Origin of the sequence: Streptomyces sp. 378 (genome assembly GCF_030124145.1) — a bacterium.
Classification (GTDB): domain Bacteria; phylum Actinomycetota; class Actinomycetes; order Streptomycetales; family Streptomycetaceae; genus Streptomyces.
In genome coordinates, this window is record NZ_JASKMS010000002.1 from 430,266 (window position 1) to 447,129 (window position 16,864).

Sequence of the window (16,864 nt, forward strand, 5' to 3'; positions counted from 1 at the left end):
CCCCCCCCCCCCCCCCCCCCACGCTCCACCCCTACGACCCGCTTGTGGGGCCGTAGGCGTAGGTGTGGGTGCGCTTGCCCGCGTCGTCGACCAGGCCGAGGACGTGGCCCGTGGCGTCGGTGAGGTAGTAGTAGGACCTTCCCCCAGTCGTCATGGAGTTCAAGGTGCCCGCCGGTTCGCGGATGAATCCGGTGTCGACGTGGTCGTGGATGCAAGGCCGAGTGCGGTGTGGTGGAACCAGGTCGAACCGAGCTTGCTGCGCTCGGAGTTGACCGTGCCGGCGTGGACCAGGTCGTAGCTCTTGCCGGTCAGTTCGCTCGCGTCGTCGTAGGTGTAGGTGGTGCCGCCGGGGCAGGCGTTCTTGCTGCCGTCCTGGCTGGTGAGGTTGCCTGCCTTGTCCCAGCAGTACAGCCACGACGCCTTGCGCGTGCCTGCGGAGTCGGCTTCCGGGGCGCAGCGCAGGCGGTCCTGGGAGTCGTAGTCGTAGGTGGTCCTGTACTTGGTGAGATTGTCGGTGCGCCGCCCGGGGTGTAGGCCAGCGCCGTCTGGGCGCCGCTATCTCGACGAGCAGGCCCGTGATCATCGGGACGCTGGCCAGCCGGTGATCAGCGTGGACACTAAGGGCCCTTCACACGTCATGTGCCGCACCAAGACACTGCCTCCGACAATCTCCCAGCAGTGCGGCCGAGCGCTGCCCAGCCTGGGCTCCCTCCGGCTGGTTCAGCGCTCCAAGATGCGTGTTCGGACGACAGCCCGAGACGAGCCGTCCACGGACGGCAAGGGCCTGAAGCGCTGAGCAGTGGCTTCACGCTCCGCACGGGGCGCCCCGTCCAAGGCTCCCAGCACACGATCCTGCTCCTCAGCCGTAAGACGTTCCATCATCCGGGCCATCTCGCCGAGCTCGTCCACGACCGACGTCACCGCTCACCGGCAAGGTCGAGATCACCCCTGCTCGTCTCGGCCCCACCCTCAGCGCCTCGGGGACGCCGCCAGGAGTACGCGATCGGAGCGGACACCGCCCGCCACCACGCCTCCACCGGCAGTTTCCCCGCCGGCTCGAACGGCTCACCCGCCCGCGGGAACGCCACCGCCTGGCCGGCCTCCTCAGCCGCGTCCTTCATCCACTCCCCCGGCTCCGCCCACGCATGTGGCGCCAGGTTGAACGTGCCCCAGTGGATCGGCAGCAGAACCCCGCCCGGACCACCTCCCTGCAGGTCAAGGTGGGCCTGAACCCCCTGGGCAGGCGTCATGTGGATGTCGGGCCAGAAGTCGGAGTACGCGCCGATCTGGATCATCGTGGCGGCGAACGGTCCGTGCTCGGCGCCGATCTCCTTGAAACCGTCGAAGTAGCCGGTGTCGCCGCTGTGGTAGATCCGGCGCTCCTCACCGGCGACGACCCAGGACGCCCACAGGGTGTGCTGGGTGTTGCGCAGCCCGCGGCCGCAGAAGTGCCGGGCCGGGGTGGCGGTCAGGGTGAGGCCGCCGATCCTGGTGGCCTCGTGCCAGTCCAGCTCGCGCAGCCGGTCGGCGGACACGCCCCAGCGCTCCAGGTGCGCGCCGACGCCGAGGGGCACGGCGAAGAGCGTGTCCGTGCCCGCGAGCGCCTTGATGGTGGGCATGTCCAGATGGTCGTAGTGGTCGTGCGAGATGACCACGACGTCGACCGGGCCGAGCGCCGCCAGCGGCACGGGCACGGGGTGCAGCCGCTTGGGTCCGGCGAAGGAGAAGGGGGAGCAGCGCTCGCCCCACACCGGGTCGAACAGGACGCGCCGGCCGTCGATCTCGGCGAGCACGCTGGAGTGCCCCATCCAGGTCAGGCGAAGCCCGGTGGCCGGGGGTCGCCCGATGTCGGCGAGGGTGGTGGAGTGCACCGGAACGGTGCCCTTCGGGGTGCGGCGGGGCCGGGTGTCCTTGTCGAAGAAGACCTTCGCGAAGTCCAGGGTCGAGCCCGAGGGCCGGGTCCGCGCGGCGCCGCCGGGGTTCTGGAAGACCCCGTCCTTGAAGTGGGGCGATCTGCGGATGCGCGCCATGCGCTCACCATCAGGGTCCGCGCCGAACGCCCCGGGCCGCAGCGCGCGGATCCCGGAGTTCGGGGTACGGAAACCGGCCACGGTACCTCCAGGTGGAGTCGGTCAGGTTTTCCATTATGGTCGGCCCCTCCGACATCACCGGGCCCCAGGGGTCCCACCGAAGATGATACTGACCGATGATTCAGTAATCCGACGGCGGACCCGACGGCGAAGGAGCCCGCATGGCCATCCCCCTACTGTCCCTGACCTGGACCGATCACCTCACGGGACGGCAGGGCTTCCTGGTCGTCGACCGGCTGGTGCGCGGGGTCGCCAGCGGCGGTCTGCGGATGCGCCCGGGCTGCACCCTGGAGGAGGTCGCCGATCTGGCCCGCGGCATGACCGTGAAGGAGGCCCTGCACTACGACCCCGCGAGCCGCTACGTCCCGCTCGGCGGTGCCAAGGGCGGCATCGACTGCGACCCCCGGGACCCGGAGGCGTACCCGCTGCTGGTGCGCTATCTGCGGGCGATGCGGCCGTACATAGAGAGCTGCTGGACCACGGGCGAGGACCTGGGGCTGACCCAGGACCTGGTGGACCGGGCCGCCGCCGAGGCGGGGCTGATCTCCTCGATCCAGGCCGTGTATCCGCTGCTGGACGACGAGGCCGAGGCCCGGCGGCGGCTCCGGGACGCGTTCGCGATCGAGGTCGACGGCATCGGGCTGGACGAGCTGGCCGGCGGCTGCGGTGTGGCCGAAGCCGCCCTGGCCGCCCTGGACCTGGCCGGTGTGCCGTACACGGGGACGCGGGTAGCCCTCCAGGGGCTGGGCACCATGGGCGGGGCCACCGCGCGTTTCCTCACACGCGCGGGGCTCACGGTCGTGGCCGTGGCCGACGTCAAGGGCACGGTCGCCAACCCGGCGGGTCTCGACGTCGAGGCGCTGCTCGCCGCGAGGGACGCCCACGGCACGGTGGACCGCTCGGCGCTGCGGCCCGGCGACCGCGAACTGCCGGGCGACGCCTGGCTGTCGGCGGACGCGGACGTACTGGTGCCGGCCGCCGTGTCGTACGCCATCGACGCCGGGAACCAGGGGCGCATCACGGCCCGCTGGGTCGTGGAGGCGGCCAACATGCCCGTGCGGCCGGAGGCGGAGCTCCCGCTGGCCGCGCGCGGGGTGACCGTGCTGCCGGACGTCGTGGTCAACTCGGGGACGAACGCCTGGTGGTGGTGGACGCTGTTCGGGGACATCGGCGCCGACGCCGAGGAGGCGTTCACGTACACCCGGCGGTCGATGCGGGCCCTGGTCGAGCGGATGCTGGCCCGCGCCCGGACCGACGGGACGACACCGCGGGCCGCGGCCCACGCGATCGCGGCGGACCGGCTGCCGCTGATCGCGGAGCGGTTCGGGTGGTACCGGTGAGGGCATCGTCGTCCTCTCGGCGACCGCCGTCGCGGGCCGAGGCCGCACAGGCCGAAACGCCCCGTCGAGGCGCCGCACGCGCGTGGGTAGGGTGACCGGGTGACCAGAGTCCGGTTGAGTGTGGCTCAGCGGCGCGGGGATCTGCTGCGGGCCGCCATCGAGCAGATCGAGGCGAGGGGTGTGGCGGCGGTCAGGATCGCCGACGTGGCCTCCGCGCTCGGCGTGAGCAACGCGCTGGTCCTCTATCACTTCTCCACGAAGGAGCAGTTGGTCGCCGCCGCGTTCCGGCACGCGGCGGAGGGCGATCTCGCGCATCTGCGCAAGCTGCTCGGCCGCCGTTCGCCGGCGCTGCGCCGGTTGCGGTCGGCCGTACGGTGGTACGCCCCGACCGGGCAGGCCAAGGGCTGGCGCCTGTGGATCGAGGGCTGGGCGGCGGCACTGCGCGACCCGGTGCTGCGGGAGGTGGCCCAGGACCTCGACCGGCAGTGGAAGGCCGCTCTCGCCGAGGTCATCGCGGAGGGTGTGGCCGCCGGCGAGTTCCGCTGTCCGGACCCGCAGGGCACGGCCCTGCGTCTCACCGCCCTCCTCGACGGCCTGGCCGTGCAGTTGACGTCCTACGCCGGCGCGGTACCGCGAGCACGGGCTCAGGAGTGGGTGGAGGAGGCACTGGCCCGCGAGTTGGGGCTGGGGGGGGACGAGCGGCTGATGCCGTCGTAGCCGGTGCTTCCGCGCGGGCGGGCCGCGCCGGTGTTCCACCCGGCACGGCCCGCCCGCGCAGTGAACCGCTCTTACGCCACCGTTGCGATCCGCATCCTGATGTCGTCCGGTGACAGCGCCCCCTTGGCCGTCACATGGTCGCCCGACGACTCTCCGCGCAATCGGCGCCCGATCCACGGCACCAGGAAATCGCGCGCCCAGGCGACGTTGTCCCGCCGCACGTCGAGAACGCCGCGCGGGGGCAGCGGAGGCCACGCCTGCTCGGGGTCGGCCGGCACCTCGAGGCCGAGCACCTGGCCCGCGCGGAGCGCCACGCGCGTGTGCCCCTCGGGCGACAGGTGCAGCCGGTCGGCGTCCCAGGCCCTGCGGTCCTGGACACTGCGCAGGGACCACAGGTCGAGCACCGGGCAGCCGTACCGGTCCGCGATGGCCCGGACGTGCCCGTTGTAGGTGGCGATCTTGCCGCGCAGGTGCCGGAGCACGGGCACGCCACGGGTGTCGAATCCGGTCGTCACCATGACCGTGCCGGACACCGCGGTGAGCTGGACCAGGGCCCGCTCGAAGCGCTCGGCGACCTCGTCGGGGTCGGTGCCGGGCCGGATGATGTCGTTGCCCCCGGCGCAGAACGAGACGAGGTCCGGGGCCATGGCGACGGCCCGCGGAACCTGGTCCGCCACGATCTGGTCGAGGAGCTTTCCGCGTACGGCGAGATTGGTGTACTGGAAGTCGCCCTCGGGCCTGCGGTCGGCGAGCAGGACGGCGAACCGGTCGGCCCAGCCGACGAACGCCCCGTCGGGGCCGGGATCACCCACGCCCTCGGTGAAGCTGTCCCCCACCGCTACGTACGACCCGATCACTACTCTGCTGTCACTCTTCGAATCGTCTGCCACAACAGTCCATGATTCACCTTCGAATGTGACCTACGCGACCGTAGGAAAGGGTTGACTGGCGGTGAGATAAGCCACTTCCCAAGGGTTCGCCAACTCCGGAATCGTCAGGGATGTTTCCGGGTGAACCGCCAGACCCGGAATCCGCTGATCCGAAAATGGCTCCAGACGGTCCGGAAGGCGAAGTGCCCGCTCGTGTACGGCTGCGGGTCGATGTGACCGAAGACGAGTCGACCGTTGTTCCACCATTGGACCGTGGAGCCGTCGGAGACGATGCGGACCCGGTTCGGCTCGTTGGGCACCAGCAGCGGCTCGGCGTAGTCGAGGACCAGAGGGCGGACACCGGGCTGACCGACGTAACGGCGCAGCCTGGTCGTGGTGTTGTGGTTGGCGCCGTAGCCCGCGTAGTACGCCGTGAGGTGGTCGTACTCGTCGAAGGCCCCGGCGCGCGGTGTGGCGAGGAGATCCTCCGGGGAGCGGACGTCGGTCGCGTTCCAGAAGTTGTTCAGGTCCGAGACCCGGTCGTTCACCCCGCCCGCGGAGACCGGGGTCGCGGTGTATTCGAGCAGGTACGGCCCTTCGAGCCGCTGCCTGAACCACACGGTAGCGCCGCTCGGTACGTCGATCTCCAGGATGCCGCGGGAGGCGGTGACGGTACCGCCGTCCTGGAGTTCGGTCGCCCACTGCCCGAGGCCGTGGCAGAAATCGTCACGGGCGACGAGGCGGCGATGACGGGAGGCGGCGTGCGCGCCGGCCGTCGGGGAAAGGGCCGCCAGGGCGGCTCCGGCGGACAGGGCTGCGAACGTTCTGCGGGTGGTCGGCACGGGACACAGCTCCTTCAGAAAGCGCTTGCACTCTCGACGTGATCACTGTGTCCCAACTGCCGCCCGCTGTCGATCCCTTGAGGCGATCGACACGGACACGCCGAAGGCCGGACCCGGGATCGGGGTCCGGCCTTCGGTCGCGTGTCAGGCAGGTGATCGTGCGGTCGGTCAGCCCACGGAGACGCCGTGCGAGCGCAGGAAGGCGACCGGGTCCACGTCCGAGCCGTAGTCCGGCGTGGTGCGGATCTCGAAGTGCAGGTGCGGTCCGGTCACGTTGCCGGTGGCACCCGACAGGCCGACCTGCTGCCCGGCGGTCACGGTCTGGCCGGCCGAGACGGAGAGCTGGGACAGGTGGGCGTACTGGGCGTAGTAGCCGTCGGCGAGCTTGATGACGACCTGGTTGCCGTAGGCGCCGCCCCAGCCGGCGGAGACGACGGTGCCCGCGCCGACGGCCTTGAGGGAGGTGCCGGTCGGGACGACGAAGTCGACACCGGTGTGGTAACCGCTGGACCACATGCTGCCGGACATGCGGTACGGGGTGCTGACGGTGGCACCGGCCACCGGGAGGGTGAAGCCACTGGCGTTGCTCTGGGCGGCGGGCTTGGCGGCGGCCGGCTTCGCGGCGGTCTCCGCCTTCGGGGCCGACTCGGCGGCGGGCGGCTTGGCGGCCGAGGGCTTCGCGGCCGAGGCCTTCGGCGCGGACGGGACCGAGGCCTTGGGCGCGCTCGCGGCCTTCTTGCCGATCGACAGCTTCAGACCCGGGTGGATCAGCGACGGGTCGGAGCCGACGGCGTCACGGTTGTCCGCGTAGAGCTTCTTCCAGCCGCCGCTGACGTGCTGGTCGTCGGCGATCTTCGCGAGGTAGTCGCCGGCCTTCACGGTGTACGTGTGGGCGCCGGTGGCCTTGCCGGCGGCCTTCTCGCCGGCGGCCGGAGCCGACTGGACGGCCTTGTCCGGAGCCGACTGCGGGGTGGCGGCGTGGGCGCCGGTGGTCCCCATGAGCGGCAGGGCGAGAGCGGCCCCGCCCGTTCCGGCGACGGCGATGGAGCGGGTGAAACGCTGGGTCTTGGGGCGGCGGTGCTTACCCTTCGCGGGCATGACGAATTCCTCTCCGTCGCCTGCGAGGTGAGCTGTCGGGTGCGGGCTGGAGATGCCCGGTCGCGCCGAGGCGCGGCTTAACCCCAAGCCGTTCCGGGAACCGGAACAGGCGTCTTACCTGTGGGTCCCCCGCTCCTGCCGTACGTCGGGTCAGTGTGTGGGGCTCCGGGCGGCGGCAGGATTAGGCGTCCGTCCGGATGGGTGTGGAACGTAAGCGACCAAGACGCAATGGGACAAGCTTGCGGTTGCCCGTGACGGTGTTTTCCTTGACCCGCCGACCCACATGCCGTCACCGAGCGTGGAATACCGATCTTCCGCTTTCCTCAATGACCCTTGCCGCCATGGAAATTACGTGAACATGACGGCAACACATCGTCACGAGTATGACGATGGTCACGCACCCCGACCTCATCCCTCTTACGATCGGGGCACGTTACCCCTTAGCGGCCGAAACTCCCTATTCGGGCAGAACGACTACTTGCGCTTAAGGCGGACGACGGTGGCGTCGAAATCTCCACTCAGACCGACCCGCAATCCGTGATGCAGCAGCACGGCCCCTCGGTGAACTTCGCCCGTTTCGAGGCATTCGTATGCCGCTGTCGGGTCGAGGCCGCGCAGCCGCAGCGCCGGGACAGGCTCGCCGTAGTGCTGCGCCTGGAGCCAGGCGAGGACGACGGTCTCCCCGCCGAGGACGTACTGCACGGCGCTCAGCCCGCCCTCCGGGGGCCGCAGCCGGTACAGGTCGCCGCGCTGCACCACGGGCCGGATCTCCTTGTAGAGCCCCACCCACCGCTCCGCCTCGGCGAGCTCTTCCGGCGTCCACCGCGTGAGGTCGCCGCCGACCCCGAGCACCCCGGCCATGGCGCTGACGAACCGGAACCGCAGCGAACTGGCCCGGTGGTTGAGCATGGCGTTCGGACTGTCGGTGACCCAGGCGGCCATGACCCGGGCCGGGTGGAGCTGGCTGAAGCCGTGCTGGATGGCGAGCCGGTCGAGGGGGTCGGTGTTGTCGGAGGTCCACACCTGGTCCGTACGGCTCAGCACCCCGAGGTCGATCCGGCCGCCGCCGCCCGAGCAGGACTCGAAGGCCACACCCGGGTGGGCGGCCCGCAGCCGGTCCAGCAGGGCGTACAGGCCGCGCACGTGGTCGACCCACAGCCGCTGCGGGTAGGGGTCGTCCGGCCACCCGGCGTCGGTGAAGCAGCGGTTGAAGTCCCACTTCACGTAGTCGACCGGAGCGCCGGAGAGGAGCCCGTCGAGCTGCTCCCACAGGTACTCCCGGACGTCCTCGCGAGCCAGGTTGAGGACGAGCTGATTGCGGAACTCCGTCCTCTTTCGTCCTGGTTGGTACTGCACCCAGTCGGGATGCGCCCGGTACAGGTCGCTGTCCGGGTTGACCATTTCGGGCTCGACCCAGATGCCGAACCGCATGCCGAGGCCGTGCACGTGGTCGGCGAGCGGCTTCAGCCCGCCCGGGAAGCGGTCGGGGTTGGGGGTCCAGTCGCCGAGCCCGGCCCGGTCGCTGGTGCGCGCCCCGAACCAGCCGTCGTCGACCACGAACAGCTCGACGCCCAGGGCGGCGGCCCGCTCGGCGAGCGCCCGCTGCTGCTCCTCGGAGATGTCGAACTCGGTGGCCTCCCAGGAGTTGAACAGCACCGGCCGGTCCTGCTCGGCGTCCGGGATCACATACGCCCGCTGATAGGCGTGCCAGGCGCGGCTCGCCCCGCCGAAACCGCCGTCGCTCCAGAGCCCGGCGAAGACAGGGGTCGTGTACGACTCCCCGGTGCCGAGCATCAGCAGGCCGGAGTCGTCGTAGCCGGCCCCGCCGGTGATCTGCACGCGGGCGTCGGGGAGCCGGGCCACGGCGATGCGCCAGGAGCCGGACCAGCCGAGGGCGCAGCCGTAGACCTCGCCGTGCTCCTCGGTGGCGTCGGTGTCGAGGGCGACCCAGGGCAGGTGCTGGTGGGAGGTGTGGCCGCGGCGGCTGCCGATGACCTTCTCCCCGTGGGTGAGGCCGGAGCGCGTCAGCCGGGACTCGGCACCCCAGCGGCCGTGCAGCTGCGACAGTCGCCAGGCGTCCCGGTCGGGCAGGGTCCAGGTCGCGGAGTCGGTGCGCAGCAGCTCGACGGCCGGTCCCCGGTTGTCGACGGTCACCCAGCGCTCGACGACGTCCGCCCCGGAGCGCACCCGGTAGTGCAGCGTGACGGCCAGGTCACCGTCGCGGAACCGGAGCCGCAGCTCGTCGTCCTCCGTGTCGTGCCCCTCGAAGACCCACTCGGTGCCGCGCCGCTCGGCCGTGCGCACGGACAGGGCGGGGCGGACGAAACGGGGGCCGCCTTCGACCGGGTACTCCTCGCGTCCGTCGAGCGGGGACTCGAAGGGCCAGTAGTCCGGCAGCGGCCGCACGGCGAGGGCCTCGGCGTCGGCGAGCCCGATCCGGGGACCCCAGTGCAGGTGCAGCAACTCGTCCCGGTCGGTGACATGGACGGCGTAGCTGCTGGCCGGCCCGGAGAGCACCCATGTACGACCGTCTTCGGAGATCTCCAGCATCATGCCCTCACAGATTCGAACAAGCCCGCTCAGGTGCGACCAGGCGGCAACATCATCGAGTGCGGTGGGGCCTCCGGGCAACGCCTGTGGACAACTCATTGCCCCAGGCAGGCATGTCGTATCGTCGAGTGACGCCCGTCGACGAGCCGAGCCGGCGGCGCCGAAGGGGAGGAGCCCTCGTGACACAGCAGGTCCCGTCGACCGAGCCCGAGCTGGCCGGAGTGCGCAACTTCCGTGATGTGGGCGGACTTCCGACCGTGGACGGCCGGCGGGTGCGGCACGGAGTGCTGTTCCGCAGTGGCCATCTCGCCCACGCGACCGGGGAGGACGCCGCTTTCCTGACCACCCTGGGCCTGCACACGATCTTCGACTTCCGCAACGCGGCCGACCAGAAGCTCGAGGGGCCGGACGTCGAGCTGCCCGGCGTGCGCAATGTGAACCTGCCGCTGAGCGACCCGGCCGACGGCGCCGAGTTCTGGAAGATGGTCCGCGACGGCGACCTGGACCAGCTGCGCGCGATCCTCGCCGACGGCAAGGGCGCGGACCGGATGATCGCCTCGTACCGCATGATCGTCAAGGAGCGCACGGGCGAGCACTCCCGGGTGCTGCACGCGCTCGCGCAGGACAGCGTTCCCGCGTTGATGCACTGCGCGGCGGGCAAGGACCGCGCGGGTCTGTCCGTCGCGGTGACGCTGCTCGCGGTGGGCGTGGAGCGCGAGGCGATCGTCGAGGACTACCTGAAGTCGAACGCCAAGCACCGCCGCTACAAGGTGCACCGCAGCAGCTCCGTCGCCTCGGCCTACTCCCCCGAGGTCATGGAGCTGCTCAGCCCTCTCTTCGACGCGCGCGCCGAGTACTTGCAGACGGCCTTCGACACCATCGAGGAGACCTGGGGCGGGGTCGACGCCTATCTGGAGAAGGGACTGCGGCTCAGCCCGGAGACCCGGGAGCGGCTGCGCGAGCGGCTCCTCGACTGAGGCGCCGCCCGGGGAGTGGCTACTTCGCCCCGACCTCGAACAGCAGGTACACGAACGCGGCGAAGATGTGGCCGGCGATGAGGTAGACGAACAGCCTCACCCACAGGGCGCGGGGGAACTTCTCCTCCAGGTCGCTCATGACAGGTCTCCGGGGGTGGGGCCCAGGCACAGGGCGGCCGTGGGGCTCTGCAGCAGGGTGTGGACGAACAGCAGCTCGACGCCGTCGTGGTCCTCGGCGGCGATCCGGTGCGGGGTGAGCGAGTCGAAGTGGGCGCTGTCGCCGGCCGCCAGCCGGTGGGTGGTGTCACCGAGGCGCAGCCGCAGCCGGCCGCGCAGCACATGCAGCCACTCCTCACCGGGATGGACGCGCACGACGTCGCCCTGGGAGCCGTAGGGGACGTGGACGCGCAGGGCCTGCATCCCGCGGCCGGGGGCACCGGCCTGCCAGTACGTCCAGCCGCCCGCCACGGTCGGTTCCATGTCGGCCGCGCGGATGACGGCGTCCCGGCCGACGACCGTCTCACCGAGCAGCTCGGCGACCGTCGTACCGTAGACACGGGCGAGTGCGAGCAGCATCGGCAGCGAGGGCTGGCGCTGCCCGGTCTCCAGTCGGGAGAGATGGGCGGGCGACAGCCCGGCGGCGCGGGCCGCGGCCTCCAGCGTCAGGGAGGCCTGCCGTCTCAGTGCCCGTAGCCGGGGCGCGACGGCGGGCAGCGCACCGGCCGCCGGTTCGCCCGGCGAGTCGGCCCCGTGGGGCCGCTCGGTCTCGGAGGAGCTCATGCCTCCATTCAGTCGGACCTTTGCCTCACCGGCAAATTTTTTGCCTCCCAGGCAAAAATGCGGACGAGCGGAGTCTCAGCGGTTGGCGACGGCCTGCTTGACGAGCGTCTTGCCGAAGTCCCACACCAGCCCGCCGTTGTGCGCGTCGTCCATCACGGCCGTGAAGGCGTCGACGAACCGGTCCACCTCCCGCTCGCCGATGATCAGCGGCGGAATCAGCTTGATCACCTCCAGGTGATCGCCGGAGACCTGGGTGAGGATCCGGTGCTTCTGCAGCAGCGGCACGACGACCATCTGGGCGAAGAGCCCCTTGCGGGCGGTCTGGAGCATGGCCCAGCGGCTGCGCAGCTTCAGCGACTTCGGCCGGCCGAACTCGATGCCGATCATCAGGCCCCGGCCGCGGACCTCGGCGAGCATCTCGTACTTCTCGGTGAGCGCCGCGAGCCGGGATCTGAGCTGCTCCCCGGTGGCCCGGACGTTCGCGACGATCTGCTCGTTCTCCATCACCGACAGCACCGCGAGGCCCGCAGCCATCGCCTGCGCGTTCGATCCGAAGCTCGCCGAGTGGACGAGCACCCGGTCCATGGACGAGTAGACCTTCTTGAAGATCCAGTCCTTGCCGATCGTGGCGCCGACCGGCACATAGCCGCCGGAGAGCGCCTTGGCCACGCACACGAGGTCGGGTTCCACTCCCTCCTCGTGCTGATAGCCGTAGAAGTCGCCGGTCCGGCCGAGGCCGGTCTGCACCTCGTCGGCGATGAGCAGCGCCTTGTGCCGGTGCAGCAGTTCCTGGGCGGCCCGGAGCCAGCCGGGCGGGCCCTCCAGGACGCCCTTGCCCTGGATCGGCTCGACGATCAGCGCGGCGACGTCGCCCTTCTTCAGCTCCCTCTCCAGCGCGTCGAGATCGCCGAGCGGTACGGCCGTGTCCGGCAGCAGTGGGGCGAAGCCGTCCCGGAAGGCGGATTCGCCGTTCACCGAGAGGGAGCCGGTGGTCAGGCCGTGGAAGGCGTGCGCGCAGTACAGGACCCTGGGTCTGCCGGTGACGGACCGGGCGAACTTCAGGGCCCCTTCGACGGCCTCGGTGCCGCTGTTGCCGAAGAACACCCGGTCCAGGTGGGGACTGTGCGCGAGCAGCTTCTCGGCCAGCAGGCCGGGCAGCGGCTGGCAGTCGAACCGGGTGAGGTCGGCGAGAGAGGCGTCCAGCACGTCGTGCAGCGCCTTGCGCACGACGGGGTGGTGACGGCCGAGCCCCATCACCCCGAAGCCGGCGAGCATGTCCAGGTAGTCGTTGCCGTCCGCGTCGTAGAAGTAGGCGCCCTCGGCGCGCTCGTACACCTTGTCGAAGCCGATGGTGTGCAGCATGCGCGGGAGCTGGTGGTTGAGGTAGCGGGTGTGCAGCTCGTAGCGCTCGGCTCCGCGCTCGGCCAGCAGTGTGCCGAGGTCGAACTCCCCGGCCTGCGACGACTCCGGCGCGGACTCGGCGGTTGTCATTCCTGTGGCTCCTTGGACAGCTCTTCCTTGACGGTCAGGCTCGCGCTGATCCGTCCGGCGACCTCGACGGGTGTCAGGCCGATGTCGGCGAGCACCTCACCGCGCTTGGCGTGCGCGAGGAACTGCTCGGGGATGCCGAACCGCCGTACCGGCACGTCGACGTCGGCGTCACCCAGGGCCAGCGCCACGGCCGAACCGACCCCGGCCGCGCGGCTGTTGTCCTCGACCACGGCGACCAGGCGGTGTTCGGCGGCCAGGCCCGTCAGCGCCGGGTCGACGGGCTTGACCCAGCGAGGGTCGACGACGGTGCAGCCGATGCCGCGCGCTTCGAGCAGCTCGGCGGCCTGGAGGCAGACCGGCGCCAGCACGCCGACGGCCACCAGGAGGACCTGCGGCGCAGACGATCGGTGCAGCACGTCCAGTCCGCCCACCCGGTCCACGGCCGGGATCGAGGGGCCGACGGACTCCTTCGGGAACCGCAGCAGCGTCGGCGCGTCGTCGACGGCGACGGCCTCACGCAGCTGGGCGCGCAGCTGGTCGGCGTCCCGGGGCGCGGCGATCCGCAGACCGGGCACGACCTGGAGGACGGACATGTCCCACATGCCGTTGTGGGAGGCCCCGTCGACACCGGTGATCCCGGCCCGGTCCAGGACGAAAGTCACCCCGCAGCGGTGCAGGGCGACGTCCATGAGCAGCTGGTCGAAGGCGCGGTTGAGGAAGGTGGCGTAGACGGCGACGACCGGGTGCAGGCCGCCCGTCGCCAGTCCCGCCGCGGACACGGCCGCGTGCTGCTCCGCGATGCCGACGTCCCAGACGCGGTCCGGGAACCGCTCGGCGAAGGTGCCGAGACCGACCGGGTGCAGCATGGCGGCGGTGATCGCCACCACGTCCTGGCGTTCCTCGCCGATCCGGACGATCTCCTCGCCGAACACCGAGGTCCAGGAGGGACCACCCGTCGGGGACAGCGGTGCGCAGGTCAGCGGGTCCATGACGCCGACGGTGTGGAAGTGGTCCTCGTCGTGGGCGAGGGCGGGCTCGTAGCCGCGGCCCTTCTCCGTGAGGCAGTGGACGAGCACCGGTCCGTGGAAGCGTTTCGCACGCCGCAGCGCGGACTCCACGGCCCCGATGTCGTGCCCGTCGATCGGCCCCACGTACTTCAGGCCCAGGTCCTCGAACAGGCCCTGCGGGGCGAACGCGTCCTTGAAGCCCTTCTTCGCGCCGTGCAGGGCCTCGTAGAGGGTGTGGCCGACCAGGGGCGTGCCCTGGAGGAGGTCCTTGCCCCAGGCCAGGACCCGCTCGTAGCCGTCGGTCGTGCGCAGCGTCGCGAGGTGGTCGGCGAGACCGCCGATGGTGGGGGCGTAGGAGCGTTCGTTGTCGTTGACGACGATGATCAGCGGACGGTCCTTGGCGGCCGCGATGTTGTTCAGCGCCTCCCAGGCCATGCCTCCGGTGAGGGCGCCGTCGCCGATGACCGCGACGACATGGCCCTTCTCGCCCCGCACCTGGCGTGCCTTGGCGAGCCCGTCGGCCCAGCCGAGGGCGGTGGAGGCATGGCTGTTCTCGATGACGTCGTGCTCGGACTCCTCGCGTGAGGGGTAGCCGGACAGGCCGCCCTTGCCGCGCAGCTTGGAGAAGTCCTGGCGTCCGGTCAGCAGTTTGTGGACGTAGCTCTGGTGGCCGGTGTCCCACAGGATGCGGTCGACCGGCGACTCGAAGACCCGGTGCAGGGCGACGGTCAGCTCCACCACGCCCAGGTTGGGTCCGAGGTGGCCGCCGGTCCGGGCCACCGCGTGCACCAGGAACTCACGGATCTCTTCGGACAGTTCTCCCAGTTCCGCCTCGGACAGCGCCTTCAGGTCGTGTGGTCCCCGGATGCTCTCCAGAATCGTCACGCTCGGGCCCCCTTCGCATTCCGTGCTGCTCAGCTCACGGTGACGGCCGGCTCCCCCGGCCCCACGCCGTCCTGCTCCATCTGCTCGGCGATCTTCATCGCCTCGTCGATCAGCGTTTCCACGATCCTGGACTCGGGGACGGTCTTGATGACCTCGCCCTTGACGAAGATCTGCCCCTTGCCGTTGCCGGAGGCGACCCCCAGATCGGCCTCCCGCGCCTCGCCGGGCCCGTTGACCACACACCCCATGACGGCGACCCGCAGCGGCACCTCCATGCCGTCGAGTCCCGCCGTGACCTCCTCAGCCAGCTTGTAGACGTCGACCTGGGCGCGACCGCAGGACGGGCACGAGACGATCTCCAGCCGGCGCTCCTTGAGCCCGAGGGACTGGAGGATCTGGATGCCGACCTTTACCTCCTCGGCCGGCGGCGCGGACAGCGACACCCGGATCGTGTCGCCGATGCCCCGGGACAGCAGCGCGCCGAACGCCACCGCCGACTTGATCGTGCCCTGGAACGCGGGCCCCGCCTCGGTCACGCCCAGGTGCAGCGGGTAGTCGCACTGCTCGGCGAGCTGCCGGTAGGCCTCGATCATGACGACCGGGTCGTTGTGCTTGACGGAGATCTTGATGTCCCGGAAGCCGTGCTCCTCGAACAGGGACGCCTCCCACAGCGCGCTCTCGACGAGGGCCTCCGGGGTGGCCTTGCCGTACTTCTGGAGCAGGCGCCGGTCCAGTGATCCGGCGTTGACGCCGATGCGGATCGGGGTGCCGCGGTCCTTCGCCGCCTGGGCGATCTCCTTGATCCGGTCGTCGAACTGCTTGATGTTGCCCGGGTTGACGCGGACCGCCGCGCAGCCCGCCTCGATGGCGGCGAACACGTACTTCGGCTGGAAGTGGATGTCCGCGATCACCGGGATCTGCGACTTGCGGGCGATGGTCGCCAGCGCGTCCGCGTCGTCCTGGGTGGGGCAGGCGACCCGGACGATCTGGCAGCCGGACGCGGTCAGCTCCGCGATCTGCTGCAGGGTGGCGCCGATGTCCGACGTGCGGGTCGTCGTCATCGACTGCACCGACACCGGGGCCCCGCCCCCGACCGCCACCGGACCGACCTGGATCCGGCGCGAGACGCGCCGCTCCGCGACCGGCCGGACCGGTACCTCGGGGACGCCCAGCTCAATGGCGGTCATGGCCTCACTCCCGGTTCCCGGAGACCGTCTCGCGCATGGCGCGCAGGGACTCCTTCAGCGATCCCATGGTGGCGAGGACGGCCGTGGGCTCGTAGCCGCAGTGCGCCATGCAGTTGGCGCAGCGCGGGTCCTTGCCGCGGCCGTACTTGTCCCAGTCGGTGTCCTCGACGAGCTCCCGGTACGTCGGCACGTACCCGTCGCTCATCAGGTAGCAGGGGCGCTGCCAACCGAAGAGCGAGTAGTTGGGGATCGCCCACGCCGTGCACGGGAAGTCGACCTTGCCCTCCAGGAAGTCCAGGAAGAGCGGGGAGTGGTTGAGCCGCCAGCGCCGCCGGTTGCCGCCCGAGAAGGCCTTCTTGAACAGCTCCCGGGTCTGCTCCACGCCGAGGAAGTGCTCCTGGTCGGGGGCCTTCTCGTAGGCGTAGGCGGGAGAGATCATCATCTCGTCGACCCGGAGGTCGTCGTTGAGGAAGTTCAGCACCTCGATGATGGTCTGCGGGGTGTCGGTGTTGAAGAAGGTCGAGTTGGTGGTGACCCGGAAGCCGCGCCGCTTGGCCTCCTTGATCGCCTCCACGGCCTCGTCGAACACGCCCTCCTTGGCGACCGACTCGTCGTGCCGCTCGCGCAGCCCGTCGATGTGCACCGCGAAGGCGAAGTAGGGCGACGGCGTGAAGTGGTCCATCTTCTTGCGCAGCAGCATCGCGTTGGTGCAGAGGAAGACGTACTTCCGCTTGGCCACCAGCTGACGCACGATCTCGTCGATCTGCGGGTGCATCAGCGGCTCACCACCGGCGATGGACACCATCGGGGCACCGGACTCCATGACCGCCCCCACGGCCTGGGCGACGGGCATCCGCTGTTTCAGCACCCCGGCCGGATGCTGGATCTTGCCGCACCCCTCGCACTTGAGGTTGCAGGCGAACAGCGGCTCCAGCTCCACGATCAGCGGAAACTTGTCCCGTCGGCGGATCTTCTGTTCAGCCAAGTATGTAGCGACCTTGATGGACTGTCGGAGCGGCATGGCCATCTGG

General features: G+C 70.6%; 15 protein-coding genes and 1 riboswitch. Of the genes, 3 read left to right on the plus strand and 12 right to left on the minus strand.

The window, feature by feature from the left end:
• Positions 1–31: 31 nt before the first annotated feature.
• Positions 32–154, minus strand: coding sequence for a hypothetical protein (locus QNO09_RS39655; RefSeq protein ID WP_349636947.1), 123 nt, complete (start codon positions 152–154; stop codon positions 32–34).
• A 763-nt stretch (positions 155–917) separates the two neighbouring features.
• Positions 918–2,111 carry an MBL fold metallo-hydrolase gene (locus QNO09_RS04790; RefSeq protein ID WP_283968761.1) on the minus strand — a complete coding sequence of 398 codons (1,194 nt, stop codon included), beginning with the start codon at positions 2,109–2,111 and terminating at the stop codon, positions 918–920.
• Positions 2,112–2,251: 140 nt separating this feature from the next.
• On the opposite strand from QNO09_RS04790, the gene QNO09_RS04795 reads away from it, so the two are divergent.
• Complete coding sequence (locus QNO09_RS04795; protein ID WP_283968762.1) at positions 2,252–3,430, plus strand: Glu/Leu/Phe/Val dehydrogenase dimerization domain-containing protein; 1,179 nt, start codon at positions 2,252–2,254, stop codon at positions 3,428–3,430.
• Positions 3,431–3,529: 99 nt separating this feature from the next.
• Positions 3,530–4,147, plus strand: coding sequence for a TetR/AcrR family transcriptional regulator (locus tag QNO09_RS04800; RefSeq protein WP_283968763.1), 618 nt, complete (start codon positions 3,530–3,532; stop codon positions 4,145–4,147).
• A gap of 71 nt (positions 4,148–4,218) precedes the next feature.
• Here QNO09_RS04800 and QNO09_RS04805 read toward each other — a convergent pair whose 3' ends face one another.
• From QNO09_RS04805 to QNO09_RS04820, 4 genes are all read right to left on the minus strand, one after another.
• Entirely contained in the window at positions 4,219–5,004 is a 786-nt protein-coding gene (locus QNO09_RS04805; protein ID WP_283968764.1) for an SGNH/GDSL hydrolase family protein, read from the minus strand.
• Between the two features lie 137 nt (positions 5,005–5,141).
• A complete protein-coding gene (locus QNO09_RS04810) occupies positions 5,142–5,858 on the minus strand; it encodes a DUF6250 domain-containing protein (protein ID WP_283968765.1) in 717 nt (238 codons plus the stop codon).
• 168 nt (positions 5,859–6,026) lie between these two features.
• Positions 6,027–6,956, minus strand: coding sequence for a M23 family metallopeptidase (locus QNO09_RS04815; protein ID WP_283968766.1), 930 nt, complete (start codon positions 6,954–6,956; stop codon positions 6,027–6,029).
• Between the two features lie 4 nt (positions 6,957–6,960).
• Positions 6,961–7,115: riboswitch (cyclic di-AMP (ydaO/yuaA leader) on the minus strand.
• Positions 7,116–7,430: 315 nt separating this feature from the next.
• Positions 7,431–9,506, minus strand: coding sequence for an alpha-galactosidase (locus QNO09_RS04820; RefSeq protein WP_283968846.1), 2,076 nt, complete (start codon positions 9,504–9,506; stop codon positions 7,431–7,433).
• A gap of 179 nt (positions 9,507–9,685) precedes the next feature.
• On the opposite strand from QNO09_RS04820, the gene QNO09_RS04825 reads away from it, so the two are divergent.
• On the plus strand, positions 9,686–10,483 hold the full coding sequence (locus QNO09_RS04825) for a tyrosine-protein phosphatase (RefSeq protein ID WP_283968767.1): 798 nt from the start codon (positions 9,686–9,688) through the stop codon (positions 10,481–10,483).
• A gap of 19 nt (positions 10,484–10,502) precedes the next feature.
• On the opposite strand, the gene QNO09_RS04830 is transcribed toward QNO09_RS04825, so the two are convergent.
• From QNO09_RS04830 to hpnH, 6 genes are all read right to left on the minus strand, one after another.
• Positions 10,503–10,622 carry a DUF6126 family protein gene (locus tag QNO09_RS04830; protein ID WP_283968768.1) on the minus strand — a complete coding sequence of 40 codons (120 nt, stop codon included), beginning with the start codon at positions 10,620–10,622 and terminating at the stop codon, positions 10,503–10,505.
• The gene (locus QNO09_RS04835) at positions 10,619–11,263 is read right to left on the minus strand and encodes a helix-turn-helix domain-containing protein (RefSeq protein WP_283968769.1); all 645 of its coding nucleotides are present in this window, start codon (positions 11,261–11,263) and stop codon (positions 10,619–10,621) included. Before QNO09_RS04835 ends, QNO09_RS04830 begins: the two co-directional genes overlap by 4 nt.
• A 75-nt stretch (positions 11,264–11,338) precedes the next feature.
• On the minus strand, positions 11,339–12,754 hold the full coding sequence (locus QNO09_RS04840; RefSeq protein ID WP_283968770.1) for an aspartate aminotransferase family protein: 1,416 nt from the start codon (positions 12,752–12,754) through the stop codon (positions 11,339–11,341).
• The gene (gene dxs, locus QNO09_RS04845) at positions 12,751–14,646 is read right to left on the minus strand and encodes a 1-deoxy-D-xylulose-5-phosphate synthase (RefSeq protein ID WP_283968771.1); all 1,896 of its coding nucleotides are present in this window, start codon (positions 14,644–14,646) and stop codon (positions 12,751–12,753) included. Before dxs ends, QNO09_RS04840 begins: the two co-directional genes overlap by 4 nt.
• Before the next feature lie 29 nt (positions 14,647–14,675).
• Positions 14,676–15,833: a flavodoxin-dependent (E)-4-hydroxy-3-methylbut-2-enyl-diphosphate synthase gene (gene ispG, locus QNO09_RS04850; RefSeq protein WP_283968772.1), complete on the minus strand. Its 1,158-nt coding sequence runs from the start codon at positions 15,831–15,833 to the stop codon at positions 14,676–14,678.
• Between the two features lie 4 nt (positions 15,834–15,837).
• Positions 15,838–16,860 carry an adenosyl-hopene transferase HpnH gene (gene hpnH, locus QNO09_RS04855; protein ID WP_283968773.1) on the minus strand — a complete coding sequence of 341 codons (1,023 nt, stop codon included), beginning with the start codon at positions 16,858–16,860 and terminating at the stop codon, positions 15,838–15,840.
• Between the last annotated feature and the right edge of the window lie 4 nt (positions 16,861–16,864).

What these genes read in the sequence shown, in the direction of transcription:
- QNO09_RS39655 (WP_349636947.1), bottom strand. Translation starts at nt 154, where the DNA reads ATGACGACTGGGGGAAGGTCCTACTACTACCTCACCGACGCCACGGGC.
- QNO09_RS04795 (WP_283968762.1), top strand. Translation starts at nt 2,252, where the DNA reads ATGGCCATCCCCCTACTGTCCCTGACCTGGACCGATCACCTCACGGGA.
- QNO09_RS04815 (WP_283968766.1), bottom strand. Translation starts at nt 6,956, where the DNA reads ATGCCCGCGAAGGGTAAGCACCGCCGCCCCAAGACCCAGCGTTTCACC.
- QNO09_RS04820 (WP_283968846.1), bottom strand. Translation starts at nt 9,506, where the DNA reads ATGCTGGAGATCTCCGAAGACGGTCGTACATGGGTGCTCTCCGGGCCG.
- QNO09_RS04830 (WP_283968768.1), bottom strand. Translation starts at nt 10,622, where the DNA reads ATGAGCGACCTGGAGGAGAAGTTCCCCCGCGCCCTGTGGGTGAGGCTG.
- QNO09_RS04835 (WP_283968769.1), bottom strand. Translation starts at nt 11,263, where the DNA reads ATGAGCTCCTCCGAGACCGAGCGGCCCCACGGGGCCGACTCGCCGGGC.
- QNO09_RS04840 (WP_283968770.1), bottom strand. Translation starts at nt 12,754, where the DNA reads ATGACAACCGCCGAGTCCGCGCCGGAGTCGTCGCAGGCCGGGGAGTTC.
- ispG (WP_283968772.1), bottom strand. Translation starts at nt 15,833, where the DNA reads ATGACCGCCATTGAGCTGGGCGTCCCCGAGGTACCGGTCCGGCCGGTC.
- hpnH (WP_283968773.1), bottom strand. Translation starts at nt 16,860, where the DNA reads ATGGCCATGCCGCTCCGACAGTCCATCAAGGTCGCTACATACTTGGCT.